This is a genomic window from Bacillus sp. FSL L8-0199 (genome assembly GCF_038005705.1).
GTDB lineage: Bacteria > Bacillota > Bacilli > Bacillales > Bacillaceae_G > Bacillus_A > Bacillus_A cereus.
On sequence record NZ_JBBOTS010000001.1, the window covers coordinates 4,059,944 to 4,084,393 of the forward strand.

Genomic DNA, 24,450 nt, shown 5'->3' on the forward strand with positions numbered 1-24,450 from the left:
CAAAAGAAAGATGTTATGAATTATTTAACTCTTATATGAACTAAATAAAAAGGCATTGCACAAGAGCAATGCTTTTTATTATATATGTCCCTATCTAAATAAAGAGGTTATTTCACATTCTCTCTCCTATCCCCATACACCATCTCTTCTTTCATCCCAAATCCATCACCATTTTGCACAATTTGCTCTGTCGGTGCAACTACACTTTCAGCAATTTTCCATTCCCCACGCTCTTTCACAAATACTTGTAGAAAATAGTTCATGCCATCTAGTTGATATGCATTTTCTTTTTTCACATTATAGTGAATCGCAATGTAGTATACTTGAATGTTTTCTTTTCCTGCTTTTGATACGTATTGCGATAATCTCGGTATATAGAGGGCCGCTTTCTGAAAAGGTAGTTGTTTCGCTTTAACAAGCGATGAACTTGTTACATTACGTAATGTGTCCTGATTACGAATATTATCGCTATGGTGGAATAATACTGCGTTTTGCATAGAACGAACCCATAATTTCGAATATAAGACTGTATTATCGGTTTCAATGTACTTCACTTCTTTTCGTACCACTTGGATAGGCGTATCTGCGTACGTAAATGTTTGAAAATAGAAAAAACCACCAAATAAAATGGTAAGTGCAGCAATATATTTCATAATCTTTCCTCCGATCTTTTAATTAAAGTATCGGAGTTTCAAAATATTTTTATTCAAAAGAAAAAGGATAGGAATGCTTTCGCTTCCTATCCTCATTTATTATAATACGCGGCCAAATAGTTCTAAGACCATTTCTATTTCTTGGTCGCTCCAACCTTTAAATCTCTCTTTATAATATTCTTTACGCACAGCTTCAAGTTTTTCAGTTACTTCTCTTCCGTGCTCTGTAATTTCTAAGTACACGATTCGACGATCTGAATTAGAACGTTTTCTTTCTACTAATCCTTTTCGTACGAGACGATCTGTAACAGCTGTAATATGACTGGAGGTTACGTTTACTTCACTCGCAATTTGCGAAGCCATCTGTGGACTCTTTAAAAATAACGCACGTAATACAGAAAATTCATTATATGGCATATGTTCTGCAAAACGTGTATTAATATCATTTTGTAATAAACGTATCATTTTTCGAAATGATGCAGATAAATCTAAAATCAGTGTTTCTCTTTTTTCGTTCAATAGCCTCGTCCCTTTTTTATCATATTTACACATATTATAATCTATAAATACCTATGTTGTACATGCTTTCTTTCCTCAACATTCTCATTTATGTAACTTTTTTCATATAAATTTCTTTTTTGTTCACACATATACATATAAAAAGGATGGTGATGGAAAATGCAGGGTGGAATGAATCCTTATTTACACAACGTACGCACAGCTAATACTGGTAAAGAAGCTACTATTACTGTACAAGGCGAAGGCGTTGTCAAAGCAAAACCGAATGTTGTTATATTAACGCTTGGCATTCGAACAGATGATAAAAATGTAAAACAGGCTCAAGAAGAAAATGCAGTGCAATCCAAACAATTGCTGGATGCACTTAAACAGCTTGGTATTGCCGATAAAGATATAGAAACGATTTCTTATACGATTACTCCTCAATACGAATATGTAAATGATAAAGCATTGCTACAAGGATACCGTGTAGAGCATTTGTATGAAATTACCGTTTTAAATGTACAAAAAGCTGGGGAAGTATATGATATAGCCGTTTCAAATGGCGCAAATGTAGCAAAAGGTTTACGTTTCCGAGTATCTCATCCAAATAAATATTATGAGCAAGCTCTCATTCAAGCTCTGCACCAAGCAGTAGAAAAAGCTCGTGCTATTGCGAGTACATATAATTTAAATATTAATCCTGTTCCCCTCTCATTCGTTGAAGAATCTGCCCAATTACCACGGGAGGTTACGTCTTATGCTACTTTACATGCGCAAGCAGCCCCGCCCATTCAATCGGGTGAATTAGAAATCATTTCATCCATACGGGCTATTTTTACGTATTTATAACGAATTCTCTTTACAAGTAAACGTTATCATTTTACTTGTTGTAAAAACATGATGTTCTGATATAATAAAGAACGGTGAGCTCTTACAAAAGAGATATCACGGGTGGGAGAGGGATATGAAAAAGAAGGTTTAACATGAAAGGAATACTTGAAAGAACATTTAAATTAGGTTTACACGAAACATCACCAAAACAAGAAGTTTTAGCTGGAGTTACGTCATTTTTCACAATCGTATATATTATGATTGTAAATGCGTCAATCTTATCAGATGCTGGCATTCCTCTTGAAGCTGGAATTTTAGCAACTGTTTTTAGTTCATTTGTCGGATGTCTACTCATGGCATTTTGGGCAAATGCACCTGCTATTCTTGTCCCGGGTATGGGTGTAAATGCATTCTTCACGTACACAGCTGTGCATACGCTTGGACTAACTTGGCAAGAAGCATTGGCTGCTGTCTTTATCTCTGGTATTATTTTTGCAATTGCCGCTTTTACACCAATCGCTCGCGTGCTATCAGTATCAATTCCAAAGTCATTAAAGGAAGCGATTACTGTCGGCATCGGATTATTTTTAGCGTTTATCGGATTGCAAAAAGGTGGTTTAGTCGTTTCGAACCCAAATACTGCTGTGGCAATGGGGAAATTAAGTAATCCTGTCGTTCTTGCGACATTACTTACTCTTATCATTGCACTTGTATTATTTATTCGTAACGTACGTGGAAACTTTTTATGGACGATTGCAATAGGAACTGGTATCGCCTGGCTATTTGGTCTTGTGGATACGAGTCAAGTGGGAAGTAGTTCATTCTCATTCGCCAATTACGGTGATGTGTTTGGAGCTATGTCATTTGGGAAACTTTCTTCCTTACCATTTTGGATTGCAACATTCTCTTTAAGCATGGTGCTTATTTTTGAGAACATGGGACTTCTGCACGGTTTATTAGAAGATGATCGTAAATTCCCACGTGCTTACCAAGCCAATGCAATTTCAGCAATGACATGTGGTCTATTTGGCACAAGTCCTACCGTTTCAACAGTAGAAAGTGCCGCAGGTATTACTGCAGGTGGTAAGACAGGTCTGACGTCTATCGTTACTGGGTTGCTATTTTTTGCATCACTGTTTGCTCTTCCATTTGTCAAATTAATTCCTGATAGTGCCATTGCACCCATCTTAATTATTATTGGCGGTCTGATGATTACAAGCATTCAACAAATTCCTCTGAATGATTTTTCAGAAGGATTTCCAGCATTCTTAATTATCGTTATGATCCCGCTCACATATAGTATCGCTGATGGCATTGCGTTCGGATTTATTGCTTACCCTATCTTAAAAGTTGCTCTTGGAAAGCGTAAAGAAGTCGCACCATCTATGTATATCATTACATGCTTATTCTTAGCTATGTTTGTATTACATGCTATTGGTTAAAAAAACACCGAGGAAATCCTCGGTGTTTTTTTACTTAAACCATCCTTTTTTATAAAACCAGGCCATCATTCCGCCGCCAATTAGTGCCATAATAAGTAGACAAATAAAATAACTATATTGTCCACCAAGCTCTGGCATATGCGTAAAGTTCATTCCATATACTCCCGCAATAAATGTTAATGGCATGAAAATAGTCGAGAATACAGTTAATGTTTTCATAATGTTATTCATATGATGTGAGTTTAATGAAAAATAACTATCCCGAATATCTGCTGTTAACTCTCGGCTTGCCTCAATCATTTCTGTTAGTTTAAGCAAATGATCATGTATATCTTTAAAGTAAATTTCATGATCGCTTATACCGTAAAAACGAGTCGAATTTAAAATACGATATAATAAATCACGCATCGGAATAATTGTACGCCTTAGCTTTGATAAATCTGCACGTATATCAAATACCTCTTCTAATACACTTCCTGCTGTCTCCCCCGTTAAATTATCATCAATTGCATTTAAATGATCCTCAATGTAATATACAGGCGCAAAATAGTCATCTACAATTTGGTCGATAATTGTATGAGCTACGTGTAAAGGACTATTTTTAATACGCTTCTTTTCTCCAAGTGTTTTCCATACTCTTTCGATTGCATTGTTATGAGAAAAGTGGAAAGAAACAATATAACGATCACTAATAAATAAATCGATTTCGTGCGGTTCTAGTCCATCTTCCCCAAATGCATGAAGAACTAAAAAGTTATATCCATCATAAAAATCAACTTTTGGCCTCTGTACATATTCTATACAGTCTTCAATTGCAAGGGGATGGAACTTAAAATGGTCTTGCAGAATATATGTATACTCTTCTTTCGTTGGCTTATATAAATCTAGCCAATACCATACAATATGGTCTTTCTTTGTTTCTTCTAGCGAAACATCATATAATACTTCATCTGTTTTTGTTACTGCACAAATTCTAATCATAATTTCACCCATTATTATTATAAACAAAAAATAGTAAAAAAAGCCAAGGAGAAATCTCCTCAGCTTTTTTTATTACTTCGTTACGATACTGTGTACTAAAGTTGGTGCATCTACATGTTCTTTAGAAATCTTCATGTTCTCATAAATTTTCGCTTTTACATCTTCAACATTTTCGCGGTTTGCGTAAATTGTAACAAGGGATTCACCTTGCTTCACGCTATCGCCTACTTTTTTGCGCAGCATTAGACCAACTGCTAAATCAATTTCAGACTCTTTCGTTGCACGTCCTGCTCCTAAAAGCATTGCTGCTGTTCCGATTTCGTCTGCAACGATTTCTGATACATATCCGTCTTCTTTCGCTTCCACTTCAATTTTAAATTGTGCTTGTGGCAATTTAGAAGGATCATCAACAACAGATGCGTCGCCGCCTTGAGCTGATAAGAACGTTTTAAATGATTCTAGCGCTTTTCCGTTGTTCATTACTTCAATTAGCTTTTCACGTGCATCTTCTAAAGATGAAGCTTGTCCAGCAAGGTACACCATTTGACTTCCAAGTGTTAAACATAACTCTTCTAAATCTTTCGGCCCTTTACCTTGTAATGTATCAATTGCTTCTTGTACTTCTAGTGCGTTACCAATAGCTTCACCAAGTGGTTGACTCATATCCGAAATAACTGCCATCGTGTTACGACCAACGTTATTACCGATACGTACCATTGCTTCTGCTAAACGTTTTGCATCTTCATCCGTTTTCATAAATGCACCTGCTCCAGTTTTTACATCAAGAACAATTGCATCTGCACCAGCAGCAATTTTTTTACTCATAATCGAACTTGCAATAAGCGGAATTGAGTTTACTGTTGCTGTTACATCACGAAGTGCATATAACTTTTTATCAGCAGGTGTTAAGTTACCACTTTGGCCGATAACTGCGATTTTGTTTTCATTTACAAGACGCATGAATTCATCGTTTTCAATTTCCACATGGAATCCTGGGACTGCTTCTAATTTATCAATTGTACCACCAGTATGTCCTAAACCGCGTCCAGACATTTTCGCTACTGGTACATCTAAAGCAGCTACTAATGGACCTAATACAAGTGTCGTTGTATCACCAACACCACCTGTTGAATGCTTATCTACTTTTACACCTTCAATAGCTGATAAGTCGATTGTATCACCGCTATTTACCATTGCCATCGTTAAATCAGCACGCTCTTGATCGTTCATATCTTGGAAGAAAATTGCCATTGCAAGTGAACTTACTTGATAATCAGGAATATCACCATTTGTATATCCTTCAACAATAAAGTTAATTTCTTCTGTCGTTAATGCATGTCCGTCACGTTTTTTTGCAATTAGGTCCACCATTCTCATTGTGAGGTCACCCCTTCATTTGTTTTACGATTGCTTTTACTAATGCTAAGAAGTTCGCTTTAACACGTTCTGTCGTTTCAATTACTTCATCGTGGTGAAGTGGCTGATCTAAAATACCAGCTGCCATATTTGAAATACAAGAAATACCTAATACTTTCATACCAGCATGACGCGCTACAATTACTTCAGGTACTGTTGACATACCAACTGCATCTCCGCCAAGTGTACGAAGCATACGAATTTCAGCAGGTGTTTCATATACAGGACCTGTCATTCCTACGTATACACCTTCTTGTACTTTAATATTTAAGTCTGCTGCAACTTGTTTCGCCATTTCGCGAAGTTCTACCGTATATGACGTAGACATATCAGGGAAACGTACGCCCATTTCAGAATCATTTGGTCCGATTAATGGATTCGTACCCATGAAGTTAATGTGGTCTGAGATTAACATAAGATCGCCTGGCTCAAATGATGTATTTACACCACCAGCTGCGTTTGTTACAACAACTGTTTCTACACCTAGTTCTTTCATAACACGAACTGGGAATGTTACTTTTTGCATGTCGTATCCTTCATAGAAGTGGAAACGTCCTTGCATTGCTACTACTGTTACACCTTGAAGTGTACCGAATACTAGTTGACCTGCATGGCCTTCTACAGTTGATACTGGGAACTCAGGGATTTCACTGTAAGGTACTGTTACTGCGTTCTCAATTTCGTCTGCTAATACACCTAGTCCTGATCCAAGGATTAGTCCTACTTGTGGTGTCTCTTGAAATTTCTCTTTTAAGTATGAAGCTGATTTTGTAATAAGTTCACGATTCATTTGTTTATCCCCCTATTTCTTTAGCTCGTTTAAGAAGCTTGTTCCGTATTCTGGCATTTTCACACCGAAGTTTTCTGCTACTGTTGCACCAATATCAGCAAATGTTTGACGAAGTGGTAACTCTTGTCCGCCTTCTTTCATGCTTGGGCTATATGCTAATAATGGTACATATTCACGTGTATGGTCAGTACCAGGATGAATTGGATCATTACCGTGGTCTGCTGTAATTAGTAATAAATCATCTTCTTTTAGTTTTGCGAATACTTCTGGAAGACGTGCATCATATTCTTGCAGAGCTTCTCCGTATCCTTGTGGATCACGGCGGTGGCCGAATAATGCATCAAAGTCAACTAAGTTTAAGAAGCTAAGACCTGTAAAGTCCATATTTAATGTATCTACAAGCTTATCCATTCCATCCATGTTAGACTTCGTACGAAGTGATTCCGTTACCCCTTCGCCATCATAAATATCAGAGATTTTACCAATAGCAATTACATCGTAGTCACTATCTTTTAATTCATTCATTACTGTACGGCCGAATGGTTTTAGTGCATAGTCATGACGGTTTGGTGTACGTGTAAAGTTTCCAGGTTCACCAACGAATGGACGAGCAATAACACGACCTACCATGTATTTCTCATCTAATGTTAATTCACGTGCAATTTTACAGATTTTATATAACTCATCAAGTGGCACTACTTCTTCGTGTGCTGCAATTTGTAATACGCTATCAGCAGAAGTATAAACGATTAAAGAGCCTGTTTCCATTTGCTCTTGACCAAGTTCATCAAGAATCTCAGTTCCTGAAGCTGGCTTATTACCGATAATTTTACGGCCTGTTTTTTCTTCTAATTCATCAAGTAATTCTTTCGGGAATCCTTCCGGGAACACTTGGAATGGTGTATCAATGTAAAGGCCCATGATTTCCCAGTGACCTGTCATTGTATCTTTACCAGTAGATTTCTCTTGCATTTTTGTGTAATATCCAAGTGGTTTCTCTACTTTAGAGATACCTTTCATTTCTCGAATGTTACCAAGACCTAATTTCACCATGTTAGGCATTTGTAACCCATTCATATGTTCAGCAATGTGACCAATTGTGTCAGATCCTAAATCACCAAATTGCTCAGCATCTGGTGCTTCACCGATTCCCACAGAGTCCATTACGACTAGGAATATACGTTTATATTTATTCATAACTGCGACCTCCTATAAGTTCAGTTCTACTTCTTGTAGTATGTTCAAAACGCTATAAAGTGAAACTGTTATCCAAAAGAATTCTCATTGTCAAACAGTACTTCTTTAAATCATTTTCTAACCTATTTCGTTTACTTGAAACGATTCAAAAACATTTCTAGTTTTTTCTAAGTCAGATGTCAGACATCTGATACTGATATCATAACATGTTTACGCTTTCTTTTTAATACATTTTCGTAGAATTTCTCATTTTCTTCACACTTCTATTGTAATCCATTCTGCAACGAAGTGCTAATTTTTTTATGATTTATTTCTTCATATTAAAAATAAAAAGTAGCTCTAAAGAGCTACTTTTTATTTTACTTCTATTGTTTCTTCTTTATGTTCATGCAATTCGCCTTTTCTTACATGTACTTTCACTTTGTAAGCACCGTTCTCTTTGAAAGTATGTTTTGTTTCATACTCTCCTTTATTCCCTTCTTTCGCTGGAATAAATTCGTGTTTTTCAACACCATCTTTCCAAATCTCTAGTTGTACTTCAGCACCAGTTAGGGCTTCTTCTTTTTGTTTTAAATGAACTTTCATTGTAGATTCAGCATTTGCCTTTATGTCTCCAGCCATAAGATGGATCATTGTGTCACTTTTATGATCTCCATGTCCTGCACTGTGATCACTATTTTCTTTTTTTGCATCTTCTACTTTCGCATTTCCTACAGCAACTTTTACTTCTGGCATAACGTGCATTTCACGTGCATTTGTGTGAGCGATAATATGGTATACTCCATCCGTTTCGAATGTTTTCTCTACTGCATAAACACCTTTTCCTTTATGCTTACCATCTAACATCTCGTGTTTTTCGTCGCCATCTTTCCAAATTTCAAACTTTACATCATCGGCATCCGTTACTTTTTCTTTCCCTTGTGTAACAAGTGCTTGTACTTCTGTTTTTTCACCTGGTTTAATTTCTTTCGGATTTGTTTGTACTGCTACTTTTACAGCTTCAAGTTTCTGTTCTTTTTTCGGTTCTTCTTTGTTTGTATTACAGCCAGCCAACGCTAGCATCGCGATAAATAAAGTTATAATCAGTTTTTTCATCATCATTTCCTCCTTTATACTTTATTTAGTATAGAGGAAATACATTGTAATATTCCAGTCTTCTGCTGAAAACAATATACGAAATGTTTGTGAAGTTTCTGTGAAACGCTCTTCCCCTCTTAATCTATGAAAAAAAGAGCATAGTAACTATGCTCTCGGATGAAACTGTTTATATACATCTTTTAATCTAGTTTTTGAAACGTGCGTATAGATTTGCGTCGTTGAAATATCTGCATGTCCAAGCATTTCTTGTACAGCACGTAAATCTGCTCCATTTTCTAATAAGTGCGTAGCAAACGAATGACGCAACGTATGAGGTGTAAGCTCTTTTTCAATATTTGCTTCTTTCGCTAATCGTTTTAATATTTTCCAAAATCCTTGTCTTGATAATCGATTACCATGATGGTTTAAAAAGAGTGCATCTACTACTTTTTTCCCCATTAATTCTCTTCTTCCTTTTTCAATATACTTTTGAATCGCTTCCGTTGCTAAACTTCCTAGTGGAATAATTCTTTCTTTATTCCCTTTCCCTATGCAACGAACAAATCCCATTGTTAAATGTACATCTTCTAAATTGAGTGCAATCAATTCTGAAACACGAAGTCCTGTCGCATACAGTAACTCTAGCATCGCCTTATCACGAATCCCAAAAGCACTTGTCATTTTTGGTGTTTGAAGTAACGCCTCTACTTCATCAACTGATAATACTTTTGGTAATTTCCGTTCCCCTTGTGGCGTTTCAATATGTACGGATGGGTCGTGTTCTACCGCTCGTTCACGAAGTAAAAATTGGTGGAACGAACGAATTGATGCGATATGACGCGCCAATGTTTTCGAAGATTTTCCGTTCTCTTTTAAATACTGCAAAAAGTTAACAATGTGTAAACGGGTCACTTCATGAAAAGTTTTCGTCTGTTCCACATTTTGCAAATACTTTACGTAGCTTTTTAAATCCCGTTCATAAGATACTACTGTATTCTTTGCTAATCCTTTTTCGACAACCATATAATGAATAAAATCTTTTAATTGATCTTCCACTCTACACTACTCCCCATTTTCATAGAAAAACATCATTCTATTTACGAAAGCATCCTTTGCCGGTTCTTCATTCCCTGATACTTTTTCTACAGTCTCTTCTTTAGGTTTTTCATAACGATGATAGCTTTCATATTCTTCATTTATCCATAGTATAGCGAAATAAAACAAAATCGTACAACTTGTAAATAATAAAAATACTTTTATTCCATCAAAAGTTAATTTTAAAGCTCGGCGCATTGTAAATTCCTCCAAAATATAAGTTATTACAACATATGCCAAGCTTTCACCAATTTATACCTTATTCAAATAAAAAACCTCTTCCTAGATAAATAGGAAAAGGTTATTTTTCATCCGTTTCATTTTCTTGACAATTTTTACAAATCCCATGGAATGTTAAACGATGATCTTTCACCTTAAAGCTCCAGTCTCGTTCTACTTTCCTTTCCACTTCACCAAGTAAATCTTCTTGTATTTCTTGTACAGCACCACATTGTGTACAAATCAAATGATGGTGGAAACGCTGCGCACCTTCTTGGCGTAAGTCATAGCGTGAAACACCGTCTCCGAAGTTAATCTTATCGACAACTTTTAACTCAGATAATAGTTCTAAAGTTCGATAGACGGTTGCTAATCCGATCTCTGGCGACTTTTCTTTTACAAGGAGGTAAACATCTTCTGCGCTTAAATGATCTTCTTCATTTTCTAGCAGCACACGAACTGTTGCTTCACGTTGCGGTGTTAATTTGTAGCTCGCTGCATGTAATTGCTTCTTAATTCGTTCAATTCTTTCTTCCATTCGGTACTACTCCCTCCTCGCCACTCTTACACCATTATATCAGAAGAAGGGCTTCTGTCAAAAGAAAAAACAATAAAAACAAATTGATAATTATTCTCAAAAAGTATTTATTTTTTATTAATAGCCTCAACGACTTCTTTCATTAAAACTGGTGATGCGTAAGCCTCCACACTAGAAGCAAGTGCTAACACTACTCCAATTACAAGAAAGAAGCATGTATAACGGATTAATAATGGTAATAGTGGCTCGGTTATTTTTCTAATAAATTGATGCCTAATCATCCGTAAAGAAAAACTTGCAGCAATAGTTGTCATAACGAGAAAGACTGGAATGATAATTAAATTTTGTGGCAAAACAGATACAAATGCTAATAATAGTCCATTCCATCCATGCTGACTTACTAAAAAACCAACTGTAAATCCAACGACAACTCCTTTTACAAATAATAAAATAAAAATAAGTGGTAATCCAATAATTGAAATCCCTAAAATCCAAATAAACCCGATGTATTTTAATTGCGAAAAGTAACTTTCTCGAAACATTTCGCCCGCAATAGCAAATTCTCCTTTAGAGACTTGTCCAAAAAAACGTTGTAAATAAAATGATAAATCTTGTTTTTGATTGATTTGTAAACTATTCACCAGAATGGCTCCGAATATTACTCCCATCAATAATAAAACGGCGTTAAATATATATAATGAAGAGTTTTCCTGTATGTGAGACATTACACGGTCTTGCCAATTTTTTCGCCACATTTTTCTTCCCTCCGTTCACACTCTTATTAAAAATGTATGAAAGAAAGAAAAAAGTATGACGAATTAACATTGAAATTCCGCTCTACTTTGCTAAACTAAAAAGTAGAGAATAGGAGGGATTTCTCTTGAAACCATTATTATTAGATTTTCCAACATTATTTCAAACTGAACGCTTGCAAGTTCGTAAACCATTTCCAGGTGATGGTGCAGAAGTATATGAAGCAATCCAAGCTTCTCTAGAAGACTTAGTACCGTGGATACCAATTAACGCTGAAACAGAAGAGAGTGCTGAAGAAATTGTTCGCGAAGCTCACGGACAGTTTTTACTTCGTGAAACACTTGATTTTCACTTATACGATAAAGTATCTGGTACATTCATCGGAGCAATTACACTAAAGCCTGAAAACTGGGATATTCCAAAGTTTTCACTTCACTTCTGGCTACATAGTGCCTATACAAAACAAGGCTATATGACCGAAGCTGTTAAAGGTGCAATTCAGTTCGCCTTTGATAAACTAGGCGCTAGAAGAATTGAAATTCGTACTGATGCAACAAATATAAATGCATGTAGCTTAGCAGAACGTCTAGAATTCATTCTAGAAGGTACAATGGAAAATGATTTCCTAGCACCAGATGGTAGCTTACGTGATGCACGTGTATATGCAAAAATCAATTAAAAAACACTCGCCTTTGGCGAGTGTTTATTTTTGTAGTTGTAAATATTGTACTGCAAACATCGTCTTCGCATCATGAATACGAAGATCTTTCATAAGAGTAATCGCTTCTTCTAACGATACTTCCATTAATTCCACAAACTCATCTTCATCTAACTCAGCTTTATTTTCTTTTTTTGTCAAACCTGTCGCTTTATATACATATAAAATTTCATCTGCGAATCCTGGAGATGTATAGAAAGAAGTAATGAGCTCCATATTTTCACATACATATCCTGTTTCCTCTTCTAATTCACGAACTGCTGTTACCTCAGGTTTTTCACCAGGTTCTAACTTGCCAGCCGGAATTTCTATAATCGCCTTTTCAAGTGCTTTACGATACTGCTCAACAAGCACAATTTTCCCCTCATCAGTAATAGCAATAATAGCAACTGCACCAGGGTGATTTACAATTTCACGTTTACTCATTGCTCCATTTGGTAATACTACATCATCAACACGAACTTTTATAACTCTACCATCAAAAATCGGCTCAGTTTTTACTGTTCTCTCTGCAAGATTACTCACACTACTTCATCTCCCTGTTCTATTTCCTATTCTTTCCTCATACATTTTACCACATTGAAAGGAGCGTGATAGAAATGAAAGTTTATATTTTACCAAATCGCGTCACTTTAGTCGGAAAAGCATGGCAAATTCGCCATAAGCTAAAGCAATATAGCAAAGAGTATACAACTGTACAAGAGTGGATTACAGCAAATAAAGTGAAACATTAATCATGCTTTTACGGGCAGTTAATGCGCAGCGAAAAGTAAACGTTTGTCAACCTCTTTTCCCTCTCGTACAATAAAGGTAAGGAGGTTGACCTATGAAAAAACGTCAATTAGGAAACTCAGATTTGTTTGTTACAGAAATGGGCCTTGGCTGTATGTCTCTCGGTACATCTGAAACAGAAGCTATGCATATTATCGATGAAGCGATCGATTTAGGAATTAATTTTTTTGATACAGCAGATTTATATGATTACGGATTAAATGAAGAATTTGTTGGAAAAGCCTTGAAGGGAAGAAGAGACCAAATTGTACTTACAACGAAGGTTGGAAATCGTTGGACAGAAGAAAAAAATGGCTGGTCTTGGGATCCTTCTAAAGCTTACATAAAGACTGAAGTAAAGGAAAGTTTACGTAGACTTCAAACTGATTATATTGACCTTTACCAACTTCATGGCGGAACGATTGAAGATCCAATAGATGAAACAATTGAAGCTTTTGAAGAATTGAAAAAGGAAGGTATTATTCGCCATTACGGTATTTCTTCTATACGCCCAAATGTCGTTCGTGAGTATGCAAAACGCTCAAACATCGTTAGTGTACTAATGGAATATAGCCTTTTAAATCGTCGTCCAGAAGAATGGTTCCCCCTTCTGAATGAACACCAAATTAGCGTCATTGCCCGCGGGCCACTTGCAAAAGGAATTTTAACTGACAACAATGCAAGAAAAATAGAAAGAGTAAAGGAAAAGGATTATCTCTCTTATTCTTACGATGAATTACATACAACTCTAGCGAGTGTAAAAGAAACGATTGGAGAACGCTCTTTAACAGGAACAGCTATTCAATATTGCTTACATAATAAGACTGTTGCAGCTGTTATACCTGGTGCAAGCTCGCTTCAACAATTACAGGAAAATATACGAGCTAGCCAACAGTTACCTTTAACGAAAGAAGAATATATACAACTTCAAAAGATTGTTAAATATGACACATATGCTTTGCATCGTTAAAAATATCGAATTACCGATAAATAGAAGATTGTCTCCAGTATTAGGAGACAGTCTTTTTTATAACGTATCATATTTATCAGGATTCGTTCCTACATGTAAATCACGATTCAACGTGTTAATTTGACGTATCTCTTCTTCAGTTAGTGCAAAATCAAAAATAGTAAAGTTTTCTTTAATACGAGATGGTGTAACAGATTTAGGAATTGTAACAATCCCGCTTTGAATATCCCACCTTAATATAACTTGTGCAGGTGTTTTTTCATATTTGTTAGCAATAGCCTGAATGATTGGATGCTGGAATACTTCTCCGCCCCTCATTAACGGACTCCATGCTTCCATTTGAATTTGCTCATCTTGACAATAATTGCGCAACTCAAATTGCGTCAACATCGGATGAAGTTCCACTTGGTTTACCATCGGCTTCACTTTGCAATTTGGTAATAATAGTTCTAAATGATGTTTATGAAAATTAGAAACACCAATCGCGCGCACTTTACCTTCTTCATACAATTTCTCCAAAGCTCGGTACGTATCAACATACTTCCCTCTTACCGGCCAATGTATTAAATATAAATCTACATAGTCCATTTGTAATTTTTTCAAACTCTTTTCAAATGCCTCGAGTGTCTCCTCATATCCTTGATCGTCGTTCCATACTTTTGTTGTAATAAATAGATCTTCTCTTGAAATTCCTGATTCACGTATCGCCTCTCCGACACCGCTTTCATTTTCATATACAGTTGCTGTATCAATCGAACGGTATCCAACTTCTAACGCTGTTTTTACTGCTTGTTTTACTTCGTCTCCTTCTTTCGCTTTATATACGCCTAGACCAATCATCGGCATTTTCACGCCATTATGAAGTGTAGTTGTTGGAATATGCACAGTCGTCTCCCTTTCATTGTTACATTTTTATAAGCCACAACTTTATTTCAACAAGATTCATCCCAAAAGTCAAAACATACGTACAGTTTACATAACACTTTTATATAGCTAAAAAATAACGTGAATTCATTCATTCACGTTATTTTTTCTCCATTCTTTCGCTTTTTCATCCACATTGCGCACAAACTCATTTTTTCCTTCCGTATATAACGCGCCATCATATGTATACTTTTCGGCTAATTCTTTCTTTAAGGTTGCATATGCCTCTGCTTCTTCACAATGAGCCATCATATAATCACGAAATGCTAAATGCCTTACTATCTCTGGATTTCCTTTTTCAAACACGTGTAAATGATACGAACGTTTTTCTTCAGTTCCATGAATATAATATCGGCGTCTTGAAATACCATTTTCCCCTTTTACGATGTAACCAAGCTCTATAAATCGTTCATTCCACCCATCTACTCTTTCGATATTTTCTACTTCCATGATCATATCAATAATAGGTTTAGCTGCCAGTCCAGGAACTGACGTACTTCCAATATGATGAATTTTTACCGTTTCTGGCATCGCTGATTTTAATCTTTTAGCCTCCATTTGAAATTTTTCACTCCAATGGTTTTCATGTGGAACAACGACAATTTTTCTCATTCTAACTCCCCTTTTCTTACAAGCTCGTCAAAAAATGATCAGTGGTATTTCACTGATCATTTTTTATTATTTAAAGTCTTTCCAAGTAAGGTTACTTTCACTTAGCAGTTCTTCAAATGATTTATTCTTTTCACGTTCTTTTTGTTCTTGGCGCTTTCTTTCCAGTTCAGCTGCCTCTTTTTCCTCTTCCCTCACTTGCAACTCTTTCTTCTTACTCTTTAATTGTTGCATGAGTGAATCATTTAATTGATCGCCTAATGTAAGTGTTTCTTTCTTTGGTTGATTCACTTGTGATTGTCTTTGTCTTTGTATTTGTCTTTGTTTCTTTTTCTTCATGCTACTCACCTTTTACTTTTTTCTCCATTATAGTAGATACACGATGAAATCGACAATAAAAAAGGGTCTTTACTCTATTATTCACTTTTTGTAAATATGTTAATTTTTCGAAAAGACTAAATTTTTGTGTAGCTATAATCCTATGAATCTATTAAAATTATGTCGTATGATGTCAGATTATAAAAAAAGGAGAATTATATTATGTGGAAAAAAATTATTCCTGCCGTTGCTGTTTTAAGCACCATTACTTTTTCAAGCGTATTTGCCGCTCCCCCATCTCAGAATCCAGCTGAACAAAACCACTACATAGACGTACAAATGCTTGGTATTAATGATTTCCATGGACAACTAGATACTGTTAAAAAAATCAATAATAAAGAAGCTGGTGGCGCTGATTACTTAGCTACTTATTTAAAAGAACGTAAAAAACAAAACCCTAATACACTTCTCGTACATGCTGGTGATATCGTCGGAGCTAGTCCACCAGTTTCAGCATTATTACAAGATGAACCGACAATTGAATTTTTAAATGACTTAAAATTTGATGTTGGTACAATCGGAAACCATGAATTTGATGAAGGTATTGATGAAATGCAACGCCTCATTTACGGTGGATATCATGAAAAAACAGGAAATTTCAAAGGAGCTAACTTCCCCTATGTAGCTGCTAACTTCTACAATAAATCAACTGGCCGCTTATTTTTACCACCGTTTACTGTAAAAATGGTAGATGGTGTTCCTGTAGGATTCATTGGGGTTGTTACAACTGATACACCAAATGTCGTTATGCCTACGATGCTTAAAAATGTACAAATTACTGATGAAGTAGAAGCAATTAATAAATCAACACAACAATTAAAACGCCTCGGCGTTAAATCTATCGTCGTTCTTGCTCATGTCGGTGGAACAACCGATGAGTCTGGGGTAACAAATGGCGATCTTACTCGAATTGCAAATGAAACAGACCCAGAAGTTGATGTTATTTTCGGTGGACATAGTCATACGTATGTAAATGGTACAGTAAATAATAAACTAATTGTCCAAGCAAATTCATACGGAACGGCTTTCTCAGACGTGGATGTAACAATTGATCGTAAAACAAAGGATATTGTAAAGAAAAAAGCTGAAGTTGTTACAACGTATCATGAAGGTGTAGAACCTGATAAACAAGTAAAGAAAAAACTAGATCAATATAAAGAAAAAATCGCACCACTTGTAAATGAAGTGGTCGGAAAATCTACAGCACCTATCGACCGTAAACAAAATGATGCTGGTGAGTCCACTCTTGGAAATTTAGTTGCCGATGCTCAGCGTCAAACGATGCAAACTCAAATTGCCCTCATGAATCCTGGTGGCATTCGTAATGACTTAGATGCTGGTGATATTACGTGGGGTGAGTTATACGGCATTCAACCTTTTGGAAATCAATTGATTAAAGTAGATTTAACAGGTCAAGACATTCGCGATATTTTAAATCAGCAATGGCAAAAAGGAACAACAAGAATGCTTCAAATTTCAGGTATTCAATATACGTGGGATGCAAATAAACCAAACGGTGAAAAAATTACAAATATACGTTTAACAAACGGAGAAGAATTATCTCCATCTACAACGTATAGCGTAGTTGCAAATGCCTTCTTAACTTCTGGCGGTGACGGATTTGTATCATTTAAAAATGGTACAAATGCAGAAACTGGTCCAAACGACTTTGAAGCGTTAGTCGATTACGTAAAACAATTAAAAGAACCAATTCAGCCAGTTATTGATGGAAGAATTCAAAAAGTAAATTAAGTGTTTCTCTAATAATAAATTTCATTTTTCACACCATAAAGGATTTGTACTGATCCTCTATTTTATACGTAATATACATCATAAAAAGGATACTCGTTCTTCCAATGAACATAGTATCCTTTTCTTTAGTTATCAAAATGTGATGTTTTGTCAACTTCATATTGCTGTAAAAATTGTTGCAACGCTTCTTCTACAAGTTTAGATTTTTGAATTCCTTTCGATTCTGATATAAGGTCCAATCTTGCTAATATTTCTGTATTAATAGAAAAAGTTCGTCTCTTTTTCTCTGTACTTTTACTCACAATTGGTGCAATTACTTCTTCTCTTTTTCTTAATAACTCATAAATACTTTGTAGTTGCTCATAAATTAATAATTGATAATCTGTTTTCTCATATTGAAGGGCGGTCGCTTCTTGGAGTTGTAAGTGACGTGGTTCTTCTCCATCTCCTACAAAAATACGTTTCTTCTGCTCTCCATCATATTCGTATCCAATCAATCTTAATTTCTTCGATAATGTATACGGGCTTATTTCAAGACGTTTTGCTATAATAGCGATGGATTCACGTCTATTTAAACCATCTATAATTTCTCCAATCGTCACAATTTCCCTCCTCCCGTGTTGAAATGACACTAGTATGGTATGTTACAATGATTTTCTAACAGTATATGCAAAATGAATAGCCTGTGCGATTCATACGATTTCACAAAAGGAGGTTTTCAATATGCTTTTTCGTAGCTACACCCCTCAGTTCTATAATGAAAACAAACAACTCATTCCTAATAGTATCGCTACGATAGAAAGCGTTATGATTAATAATCGAAAACAAACTCTCCTTATGCGTGGACAAAACGTAGAGCAACCTATTTTATTATGCTGTCACGGCGGACCTGGGATGGCACAAATCGGATTTATTCGCCATTTTCAAAAAGAATTAGAGAAGCAATTTATTGTTATTAATTGGGATCAGCGCGGGGCTGGTAAATCCTTTTCAATGAAAGATTTCGGAGCAAATTTCACAATCGAACAATTCGTTTCCGATGCAAAAGAAGTGATTCAATATGTACTTAAAAGGTTCAACAAACAAAAACTATTTCTCGCTGGTCATTCTTGGGGAAGTATTATTGGGCTTAACATAGCACATCAATATCCAAAGTATATCGAGGCTTACATCGGTATTGGGCAAATTGTACATATGAAACAAAATGAAGAATTGCTATATCAACATTTAATTCATTCTGCAAAAAAACATGATCATAAAAAGGCATTAGCTTCCCTTTTAAAATTAGGCAAACCACCATTTTTAGATACGAGACGTCTCATTATTCAAAGAAAGTGGCTTGGCACATTTGGAGGCGCAATCCAAAACGGATCTTCCTTTTCTTTCATACGAAAAGGTTTCTTTTCTCCTGAGTATACGCTATTAGATTGGTTCAAGTTTCTCGCAGGAAATTTAAAATCTGGCGTTTTATGGGAAGAAATGCTGACAATCGATTTCTTTTCTTCTATCTCAAGTTTATCTATTCCAGTTTATTTTTGTTCTGGTCGCTATGATTATCAAACTCCTTATGCACTCGTTCAGGAATATTGCGATATTATTGAAGCGCCTATAAAAAAGATGATTTGGTTCCCAAATTCAGCACATTCTCCTGATTTAGAAGAACCAGAATTATTCGCTAATTCTTTGCAATCAATTAAACAAGAGCTAGCTTTTCAGCATTAGTAACAAAAGGCTCTTTTACATTTCATAGAAAACATTTTATAATAATATGTCGCAAGTATGTATAAACATAGCAAAATGTTTCATATTTACTTGTCTTAACAGAATAAAAATTTAGGGAGATTACATTTATTATGAACGCTGTACTCGTCGCAGTAGCAATTATGCTATTGCTTAGTTTGTTACGTGTCCAGGTCATTGTCGCCATCATTGTTGGAGCTTTAACAGGCGGAATTATCGGCGGACTCGGTATTTCAGAAACGATTAACACTTTTACAACTGGTCTTGGAAACAGTGCTCCAATCGCTTTAAGTTATGCAATGCTTGGTGGTTTCGCTATTTCCCTTTCCAAAACAGGACTTCCAGATGCTATGATTCAAACTGCATTAAAATGGATTGGCAATGAACAAGACACGAAAAAACAAGTTTATTCTAAAATACTTATTTTATTCATTATCTTAACGATGGCTTGTTTCTCGCAAAATGTGATTCCTGTTCACATTGCTTTCATCCCCATCTTAATTCCAGCACTTTTAAAAGTATTAAATGAGCTGAAAGTGGATCGCAGACTTGTCACATGTATTATTACATTTGGATTGATTACTCCTTATATGTGGATCCCTGCAGGGTTCGGAAAAATTTATCATGACGTATTGCAAACCAACGCTGCGCAAAGCGGCCTTACATTTGATGTCACACTTATTCCAAAAGCAATGACTATTCCAGCAATCGGTATGATTATTGGATTATGTGTAGCAGTATTCATTACGTACCGAAAACCTCGTACGTATGAAACAGAACAAATTCATACTACCGAAAATGAAATCGTTCCCTATACAAAACGTAGTATTACTTTCGGGTTATTATCTATCATTGCTACATTAACTGTTCAATTAACAACAGAATCAATGATTTTCGGTGCTTTAGCAGGTATTATCGTCTTATCAGTTAGTGGCAGTCTACCACTTAAAGAAGCAGATGCGATATTAACAAGCGGAATGCGTATGATGTCCTTTATTGGCTTTGTTATGATTGCTGCCGCCGGATTCGGCGCTGTTCTTCGAAAAACAGGACATGTTGAATCTCTAGTGCAAACGAGTGCACATATAATTGGAAATAACAAACCACTCGCTGCATTTCTTATGCTCGTTATTGGACTTCTCGTTACGATGGGAATTGGTTCATCCTTTTCAACCATCCCTATCTTAACAACCATTTTTGTACCTCTTTGCATTCAGCTTGGATTTAGTCCAATGGCCACAATTGCTATTATCGGTACAGCCGGAGCGCTAGGTGACGCAGGATCTCCAGCATCGGATAGTACCCTTGGACCAACATCCGGTTTAAATGCTGATGGTCAGCACCATCATATATGGGATACATGTGTACCCACTTTTCTACATTACAATATACCGTTACTTATATTTGGCTTTATTGCCGCAATTACATTATAAAAAGGTGCGTATAAAACGCACCTTTTACTTTTTCATTTTTCCTTTTAATTGTTGAAAAGCTACTTTTCCGTTACCTTTGACACAGCTTTCAATTGTCGGTAGTGATGAACCTATCCATTCACACTCTATGCTCCCATTCGGTCCAACAATTTTTAATTTATCTGGTATATGTATATTTAGAAATCTCGCTGACCGAATTAACTCAATAGCAATCTGATCACTTGAGGCTACAATTCCATCTATATATGGATTGTTTTGCAATAATGTAATAAATTGTTTATTTGTATACCCTTGTACACATTCTTCTCGATAAGAGATTCCTTCATCCCAAACAGCGTCTAAAAACCCTGCTATATGATCTTCCATTTCTTCACTTTCTTCTCCCTCACCGAAATATGCAAGAAAGTGACACCCTTTCTCTTTTAATAAAGAAACAGCTCTCTGTCCACTTTCATAATAATTTCCATGTAATTGTTGCTCATCAATCACAACAAACGGAAATGGAATTTCTCCTACACTTTTAAAAACTGCTCTTGTCAAAATAACACCTGCAATGTTATTTTGCTTCAGCATATGTATGTACCTATCTTTATTCTCTATATTACAAATAATGATTTGATAACCTTCTTTATATGCTATTTCCTCAATACAATGTAGCAAAGTGATGTTTGATTGGTTACATAAATTATCTACAAGTAATGCAATTATCGTTGAATTCTCTTTAAATAGTGGCTTCGCTGCACTGTTTGGCCTATAACGTAATTCTTCAATTGCTTCCTTTACTTGTTTTACTGTGTCCTCATGAACGTATCCTTTTTCATTAATAACTCGTGAAACGGTTGCGACTGAAACACCTGCCAATTTTGCAACATCACGTATAGTTGCCACATCGTCACCCCTTAATATGGTAATAGATTACAATTTTACGGTATCCTAAATTACACTATCCGTCAAGACTAATAACTCACATTTCTGAAAATTGTTACATCACTTCACTAAACGATACTCCAACTGAATTTCATGTAAAATTGGGATATTATCATATCCAATACGTGGAATTTCTTTCTTTATTTTTCGTGCCTCCTCTACCGCATTCAAATATAAATTAGTCATTACAAAATTACGTTTTTGGTAAAATCGTAACGCATTCATATTATCATTAGTTGTAATAAGCCAAACCTGTCTGCACCGTTCTTCTTCTGCAACTTGTAATACACAATCCACAAGTTTCGTCCCTATTCCTTTTCTTTCTTCAAAGCTATCTAGCGATACAATTTCGCACATATTTCCGGTCACTTCATACGTTATAATTCCGATTATTCTGTCATCTGAGAGCGCAACAAATCCTGGCAACTCTTCTAACTGATGTCCCTTACCACGTGAAACCATCAATGAACTTCCCCAATTCTCACACATGAACATTCGGATTGTTTCTTTCATCGCTGGCGTAATTTTTTGTATATGCAGCATTTCCTATTTCTCCCCTTTTATATCATTGTGATACAATATAAGTGTATCACATGTAACGGTATTTGGAGGATGAGGTAAAGTATGAAACGTTTTTTTGCAGCATTGTTTACTATACTAGGTGCAATAACTGCGCTTGGGATTTTCTTTACAAATAAAGTGATGTACTTAAAGAAAAAAACAGAGGAAGAAGTACTCGAAAGAGAAACGAAAAAACATTTTCGTATAGAGGATTTTGATGCTCTTCATAAAGAAGAAATTCATATCCCTTCACAATTCGGATACGACCTTCACGGATATTACATTCCTGCTGGTCATTCCACCAATAAGTTTATGGTTTTTTGCCACGGTGTAACTGTAAATAAAATAAACTCTGTAAAATATGCAAACTTATTCTTAAAAAGGGGATATAACGTCCTCATTTACGATCATCGTCGTCATGGTAAAACTGGCGGAAAAACAACAAGCTATGGATACTATGAAAAACATGATTTAAAATCCGTAGTTGACTGGCTAAAAAACCGTTTTGGCACCAATATTACACTTGGTATTCATGGTGAATCTATGGGAGCTGCAACACTTCTTCAATACGCAGGACTTGTAGAAGATGGTGCTGATTTCTATATTGCAGATTGTCCTTTCTCTGATTTTCACGGACAATTACAGCACCGTTTAAAGGTTGAATTCCATTTACCAAAATGGCCTTTATTACCTTTAGCAAACGCATTTTTGAAAGTTCGTGACGGTTATACAATTCGTGAAGTTTCACCAATCGATTGTATAAAAAACATTAACAATCCCGTTCTCTTTATTCATAGTAAAGATGACGACTATATTTTAGCTGATATGACAAAAGCGTTATATGAAGCGAAAGAAAATAATAAGCAACTTTATATTGCAGAACACGGTGCACACGCTTGCTCTTATAACGAAAATAAAGAAGAGTACGAAGCAGCCGTCGATCAATTTTTAAACACATATGTGAAAGAAACAAAAAACAGGCTTGCATAAGCCTGTTTTTTATTGCGCTAAAACGTCTGTAACTTGTTCCATATTTTCAGAAATCCATTGCATTGCATCATCTAACGTTGGGAATTCTGTCGTTTGAAATGTTACTTCATCTTGCAGTAACCAAACATCCTTTGCCTCTTGCCCTACACCTGCAATGGACCAATGCAACAAACTATATGGATGATTATCATTCAAAAATGATGCCCACGTGCGCTCATTTGCAATGTTTCGTAATGTATGTAATTGTTTATCCATCTCTCGTCACCTTACTCTAGTCAGTTATGAAAACTATTATAACACTCTCTTCTTTCTCAAACAAAGTGCTCTTTTTCCCCGCTATTTGCGGGCAGTAAAACTCCCACCTCAAAATTCGGCTGAAACAAAGAAGTTAGGTGGGAGATTAACTGCCCCTAAAAGCCCGATTGGTTCAACTAATAATTAGTGGGGGATGCCTCCCCCACTAATTAAAGTTTCACTTTATATTGCCAAGCACTTCCCTTGATTATATGATGAAATTAAGCGTTTGGGAAGGAGGGATAACGTTGGCAAAAGTACAAATTAAAGTAAATGATAATGGCTCTTTTCGCGTTACAGGGGACGTGGAATTAGTCGACTCACAAGGGAATGCATTCCCAGCAAAACCGGCATTTTCTTTATGCCGTTGTGGTTTATCAAAAAATATGCCTTATTGCGACGCTTCGCATAAAGGTAAATTCGAGTCTGTTGTTAGAGCACCAGAGGCAGAATAATTTTACATGTGACATGCACATTTTTTTGTGCATGTTTTTTCTTTTTAGGAACTCCGTTATATCCCTTGTCTTTACAACATTTCTAATACTTTTATTTCCATTCCAGCCTGCATATATTTTCACACAATTCTTCACATTCGAATATTTTTTACTAGCCTTTTATTTTTTTTGTGCTATAATTTGAGCAAACAGCATCCTTCGGGGTCGGGTGAAATTCCCAACCGGCGGTGATGAAGTGAAAACTTCTAAGTCCGTGACCCGTTTTCAACTCGAAAACGGTGGATCTAGTGAAACTCTAGGGCCGACAGTATAGTCTGGATGGGAGAAGGATATGTTTCTAGTTTTTTATATAGTGAATACACTTTTATTTCAGTATGCATATTTTTAAAGATTCATTTTGATTCTTTATATATGTTTAATTTTCTATACTTATTT

29 protein-coding genes and 1 riboswitch are annotated in these 24,450 nt (G+C 35.8%); of the genes, 10 read left to right on the forward strand and 19 right to left on the reverse strand.

Annotation, left to right across the window (positions count from 1 at the left end):
- Positions 1-107 precede the first annotated feature (107 nt).
- Entirely contained in the window at positions 108-653 is a 546-nt protein-coding gene (locus tag NST86_RS20735; RefSeq protein WP_000873783.1) for a hypothetical protein, read from the reverse strand.
- A gap of 99 nt (positions 654-752) precedes the next feature.
- The gene (locus NST86_RS20740) at positions 753-1,172 is read right to left on the reverse strand and encodes a MarR family winged helix-turn-helix transcriptional regulator (RefSeq protein WP_001003305.1); all 420 of its coding nucleotides are present in this window, start codon (positions 1,170-1,172) and stop codon (positions 753-755) included.
- Positions 1,173-1,331: 159 nt separating this feature from the next.
- Between NST86_RS20740 and NST86_RS20745 the strand changes: the two genes are divergently transcribed.
- Together NST86_RS20745 and NST86_RS20750 are read left to right on the forward strand one after the other, a co-directional pair.
- Positions 1,332-2,003, forward strand: a complete 672-nt coding sequence (locus NST86_RS20745) for an SIMPL domain-containing protein (RefSeq protein WP_001161448.1) — start codon at positions 1,332-1,334, stop codon at positions 2,001-2,003.
- Positions 2,004-2,137: 134 nt separating this feature from the next.
- Complete coding sequence (locus NST86_RS20750) at positions 2,138-3,427, forward strand: NCS2 family permease (RefSeq protein WP_000676242.1); 1,290 nt, start codon at positions 2,138-2,140, stop codon at positions 3,425-3,427.
- Positions 3,428-3,457: 30 nt separating this feature from the next.
- Here NST86_RS20750 and corA read toward each other — a convergent pair whose 3' ends face one another.
- The 9 genes from corA to spoIIM form a co-directional block, all read right to left on the reverse strand.
- Entirely contained in the window at positions 3,458-4,420 is a 963-nt protein-coding gene (gene corA, locus NST86_RS20755; protein WP_002000765.1) for a magnesium/cobalt transporter CorA, read from the reverse strand.
- Between the two features lie 60 nt (positions 4,421-4,480).
- Complete coding sequence (locus NST86_RS20760) at positions 4,481-5,785, reverse strand: pyrimidine-nucleoside phosphorylase (protein ID WP_001243071.1); 1,305 nt, start codon at positions 5,783-5,785, stop codon at positions 4,481-4,483.
- Positions 5,786-5,792: 7 nt separating this feature from the next.
- Positions 5,793-6,614: a purine-nucleoside phosphorylase gene (locus tag NST86_RS20765; protein WP_001078446.1), complete on the reverse strand. Its 822-nt coding sequence runs from the start codon at positions 6,612-6,614 to the stop codon at positions 5,793-5,795.
- Between the two features lie 12 nt (positions 6,615-6,626).
- Positions 6,627-7,811: a phosphopentomutase gene (deoB, locus tag NST86_RS20770; RefSeq protein WP_001046079.1), complete on the reverse strand. Its 1,185-nt coding sequence runs from the start codon at positions 7,809-7,811 to the stop codon at positions 6,627-6,629.
- Positions 7,812-8,165: 354 nt separating this feature from the next.
- The gene (locus tag NST86_RS20775; protein ID WP_000733456.1) at positions 8,166-8,906 is read right to left on the reverse strand and encodes a FixH family protein; all 741 of its coding nucleotides are present in this window, start codon (positions 8,904-8,906) and stop codon (positions 8,166-8,168) included.
- A 147-nt stretch (positions 8,907-9,053) separates the two neighbouring features.
- Positions 9,054-9,944, reverse strand: a complete 891-nt coding sequence (gene xerD / locus NST86_RS20780) for a site-specific tyrosine recombinase XerD (RefSeq protein WP_000390088.1) — start codon at positions 9,942-9,944, stop codon at positions 9,054-9,056.
- 6 nt (positions 9,945-9,950) lie between these two features.
- Positions 9,951-10,181 carry a YqzK family protein gene (locus tag NST86_RS20785; protein WP_001250432.1) on the reverse strand — a complete coding sequence of 77 codons (231 nt, stop codon included), beginning with the start codon at positions 10,179-10,181 and terminating at the stop codon, positions 9,951-9,953.
- A 103-nt stretch (positions 10,182-10,284) separates the two neighbouring features.
- Positions 10,285-10,740: a ferric iron uptake transcriptional regulator gene (gene fur / locus NST86_RS20790; RefSeq protein WP_000392657.1), complete on the reverse strand. Its 456-nt coding sequence runs from the start codon at positions 10,738-10,740 to the stop codon at positions 10,285-10,287.
- A gap of 107 nt (positions 10,741-10,847) precedes the next feature.
- On the reverse strand, positions 10,848-11,465 hold the full coding sequence (gene spoIIM, locus NST86_RS20795; protein ID WP_013142149.1) for a stage II sporulation protein M: 618 nt from the start codon (positions 11,463-11,465) through the stop codon (positions 10,848-10,850).
- Positions 11,466-11,620: 155 nt separating this feature from the next.
- Between spoIIM and NST86_RS20800 the strand changes: the two genes are divergently transcribed.
- Positions 11,621-12,172 (forward strand): GNAT family N-acetyltransferase, encoded by a 552-nt coding sequence (locus NST86_RS20800; RefSeq protein WP_000803479.1) that lies wholly within the window; start codon positions 11,621-11,623, stop codon positions 12,170-12,172.
- A gap of 24 nt (positions 12,173-12,196) precedes the next feature.
- Here NST86_RS20800 and NST86_RS20805 read toward each other — a convergent pair whose 3' ends face one another.
- A complete protein-coding gene (locus NST86_RS20805) occupies positions 12,197-12,736 on the reverse strand; it encodes an NUDIX hydrolase (RefSeq protein ID WP_000067041.1) in 540 nt (179 codons plus the stop codon).
- 74 nt (positions 12,737-12,810) lie between these two features.
- On the opposite strand from NST86_RS20805, the gene mciZ reads away from it, so the two are divergent.
- Together mciZ and NST86_RS20815 are read left to right on the forward strand one after the other, a co-directional pair.
- The gene (gene mciZ, locus NST86_RS20810; protein ID WP_000870302.1) at positions 12,811-12,945 is read left to right on the forward strand and encodes a Z-ring formation inhibitor MciZ; all 135 of its coding nucleotides are present in this window, start codon (positions 12,811-12,813) and stop codon (positions 12,943-12,945) included.
- A 92-nt stretch (positions 12,946-13,037) separates the two neighbouring features.
- Positions 13,038-13,952 carry an aldo/keto reductase gene (locus NST86_RS20815; RefSeq protein ID WP_000747213.1) on the forward strand — a complete coding sequence of 305 codons (915 nt, stop codon included), beginning with the start codon at positions 13,038-13,040 and terminating at the stop codon, positions 13,950-13,952.
- A 57-nt stretch (positions 13,953-14,009) separates the two neighbouring features.
- On the opposite strand, the gene NST86_RS20820 is transcribed toward NST86_RS20815, so the two are convergent.
- The 3 genes from NST86_RS20820 to NST86_RS20830 form a co-directional block, all read right to left on the reverse strand.
- The gene (locus NST86_RS20820; RefSeq protein WP_061663474.1) at positions 14,010-14,837 is read right to left on the reverse strand and encodes an aldo/keto reductase; all 828 of its coding nucleotides are present in this window, start codon (positions 14,835-14,837) and stop codon (positions 14,010-14,012) included.
- 126 nt (positions 14,838-14,963) lie between these two features.
- Positions 14,964-15,488, reverse strand: a complete 525-nt coding sequence (locus NST86_RS20825) for a GrpB family protein (protein WP_016118585.1) — start codon at positions 15,486-15,488, stop codon at positions 14,964-14,966.
- Between the two features lie 66 nt (positions 15,489-15,554).
- Complete coding sequence (locus tag NST86_RS20830) at positions 15,555-15,824, reverse strand: YqkE family protein (RefSeq protein ID WP_016118586.1); 270 nt, start codon at positions 15,822-15,824, stop codon at positions 15,555-15,557.
- A gap of 201 nt (positions 15,825-16,025) precedes the next feature.
- Between NST86_RS20830 and NST86_RS20835 the strand changes: the two genes are divergently transcribed.
- Positions 16,026-17,615, forward strand: a complete 1,590-nt coding sequence (locus NST86_RS20835; RefSeq protein ID WP_061663473.1) for a bifunctional metallophosphatase/5'-nucleotidase — start codon at positions 16,026-16,028, stop codon at positions 17,613-17,615.
- Between the two features lie 125 nt (positions 17,616-17,740).
- Here NST86_RS20835 and NST86_RS20840 read toward each other — a convergent pair whose 3' ends face one another.
- On the reverse strand, positions 17,741-18,217 hold the full coding sequence (locus NST86_RS20840) for a ribbon-helix-helix domain-containing protein (protein WP_000151931.1): 477 nt from the start codon (positions 18,215-18,217) through the stop codon (positions 17,741-17,743).
- Positions 18,218-18,338: 121 nt separating this feature from the next.
- Between NST86_RS20840 and NST86_RS20845 the strand changes: the two genes are divergently transcribed.
- A complete protein-coding gene (locus tag NST86_RS20845; protein WP_000898973.1) occupies positions 18,339-19,337 on the forward strand; it encodes an alpha/beta fold hydrolase in 999 nt (332 codons plus the stop codon).
- Positions 19,338-19,468: 131 nt separating this feature from the next.
- Entirely contained in the window at positions 19,469-20,788 is a 1,320-nt protein-coding gene (locus tag NST86_RS20850; protein ID WP_000994810.1) for a Na+/H+ antiporter family protein, read from the forward strand.
- 24 nt (positions 20,789-20,812) lie between these two features.
- Here the strand turns inward: NST86_RS20850 and NST86_RS20855 are convergent, their stop codons facing one another.
- Positions 20,813-21,676 carry a LacI family DNA-binding transcriptional regulator gene (locus tag NST86_RS20855; RefSeq protein ID WP_086424065.1) on the reverse strand — a complete coding sequence of 288 codons (864 nt, stop codon included), beginning with the start codon at positions 21,674-21,676 and terminating at the stop codon, positions 20,813-20,815.
- Between the two features lie 99 nt (positions 21,677-21,775).
- On the reverse strand, positions 21,776-22,258 hold the full coding sequence (locus NST86_RS20860; RefSeq protein ID WP_000902436.1) for a GNAT family N-acetyltransferase: 483 nt from the start codon (positions 22,256-22,258) through the stop codon (positions 21,776-21,778).
- An 81-nt stretch (positions 22,259-22,339) separates the two neighbouring features.
- On the opposite strand from NST86_RS20860, the gene NST86_RS20865 reads away from it, so the two are divergent.
- Positions 22,340-23,266 (forward strand): alpha/beta hydrolase, encoded by a 927-nt coding sequence (locus NST86_RS20865; protein ID WP_000819234.1) that lies wholly within the window; start codon positions 22,340-22,342, stop codon positions 23,264-23,266.
- 9 nt (positions 23,267-23,275) lie between these two features.
- On the opposite strand, the gene NST86_RS20870 is transcribed toward NST86_RS20865, so the two are convergent.
- A complete protein-coding gene (locus NST86_RS20870; protein WP_000360793.1) occupies positions 23,276-23,521 on the reverse strand; it encodes a DUF2552 family protein in 246 nt (81 codons plus the stop codon).
- 287 nt (positions 23,522-23,808) lie between these two features.
- Between NST86_RS20870 and NST86_RS20875 the strand changes: the two genes are divergently transcribed.
- Positions 23,809-24,015, forward strand: a complete 207-nt coding sequence (locus tag NST86_RS20875; protein WP_001151579.1) for a CDGSH iron-sulfur domain-containing protein — start codon at positions 23,809-23,811, stop codon at positions 24,013-24,015.
- A gap of 190 nt (positions 24,016-24,205) precedes the next feature.
- A riboswitch (FMN riboswitch) is annotated at positions 24,206-24,349 on the forward strand.
- Positions 24,350-24,450: the final 101 nt, after the last annotated feature.

Coding starts and splice junctions, on each gene's coding strand:
- NST86_RS20735 (WP_000873783.1), bottom strand. CDS start 653: ATGAAATATATTGCTGCACTTACCATTTTATTTGGTGGTTTTTTCTAT.
- NST86_RS20745 (WP_001161448.1), top strand. CDS start 1,332: ATGCAGGGTGGAATGAATCCTTATTTACACAACGTACGCACAGCTAAT.
- NST86_RS20750 (WP_000676242.1), top strand. CDS start 2,138: ATGAAAGGAATACTTGAAAGAACATTTAAATTAGGTTTACACGAAACA.
- corA (WP_002000765.1), bottom strand. CDS start 4,420: ATGGGTGAAATTATGATTAGAATTTGTGCAGTAACAAAAACAGATGAA.
- NST86_RS20760 (WP_001243071.1), bottom strand. CDS start 5,785: ATGAGAATGGTGGACCTAATTGCAAAAAAACGTGACGGACATGCATTA.
- NST86_RS20765 (WP_001078446.1), bottom strand. CDS start 6,614: ATGAATCGTGAACTTATTACAAAATCAGCTTCATACTTAAAAGAGAAA.
- deoB (WP_001046079.1), bottom strand. CDS start 7,811: ATGAATAAATATAAACGTATATTCCTAGTCGTAATGGACTCTGTGGGA.
- NST86_RS20775 (WP_000733456.1), bottom strand. CDS start 8,906: ATGAAAAAACTGATTATAACTTTATTTATCGCGATGCTAGCGTTGGCT.
- NST86_RS20785 (WP_001250432.1), bottom strand. CDS start 10,181: ATGCGCCGAGCTTTAAAATTAACTTTTGATGGAATAAAAGTATTTTTA.
- fur (WP_000392657.1), bottom strand. CDS start 10,740: ATGGAAGAAAGAATTGAACGAATTAAGAAGCAATTACATGCAGCGAGC.
- spoIIM (WP_013142149.1), bottom strand. CDS start 11,465: ATGTCTCACATACAGGAAAACTCTTCATTATATATATTTAACGCCGTT.
- mciZ (WP_000870302.1), top strand. CDS start 12,811: ATGAAAGTTTATATTTTACCAAATCGCGTCACTTTAGTCGGAAAAGCA.
- NST86_RS20815 (WP_000747213.1), top strand. CDS start 13,038: ATGAAAAAACGTCAATTAGGAAACTCAGATTTGTTTGTTACAGAAATG.
- NST86_RS20825 (WP_016118585.1), bottom strand. CDS start 15,488: ATGAGAAAAATTGTCGTTGTTCCACATGAAAACCATTGGAGTGAAAAA.
- NST86_RS20830 (WP_016118586.1), bottom strand. CDS start 15,824: ATGAAGAAAAAGAAACAAAGACAAATACAAAGACAAAGACAATCACAA.
- NST86_RS20835 (WP_061663473.1), top strand. CDS start 16,026: ATGTGGAAAAAAATTATTCCTGCCGTTGCTGTTTTAAGCACCATTACT.
- NST86_RS20845 (WP_000898973.1), top strand. CDS start 18,339: ATGCTTTTTCGTAGCTACACCCCTCAGTTCTATAATGAAAACAAACAA.
- NST86_RS20850 (WP_000994810.1), top strand. CDS start 19,469: ATGAACGCTGTACTCGTCGCAGTAGCAATTATGCTATTGCTTAGTTTG.
- NST86_RS20860 (WP_000902436.1), bottom strand. CDS start 22,258: ATGCTGCATATACAAAAAATTACGCCAGCGATGAAAGAAACAATCCGA.
- NST86_RS20865 (WP_000819234.1), top strand. CDS start 22,340: ATGAAACGTTTTTTTGCAGCATTGTTTACTATACTAGGTGCAATAACT.
- NST86_RS20870 (WP_000360793.1), bottom strand. CDS start 23,521: ATGGATAAACAATTACATACATTACGAAACATTGCAAATGAGCGCACG.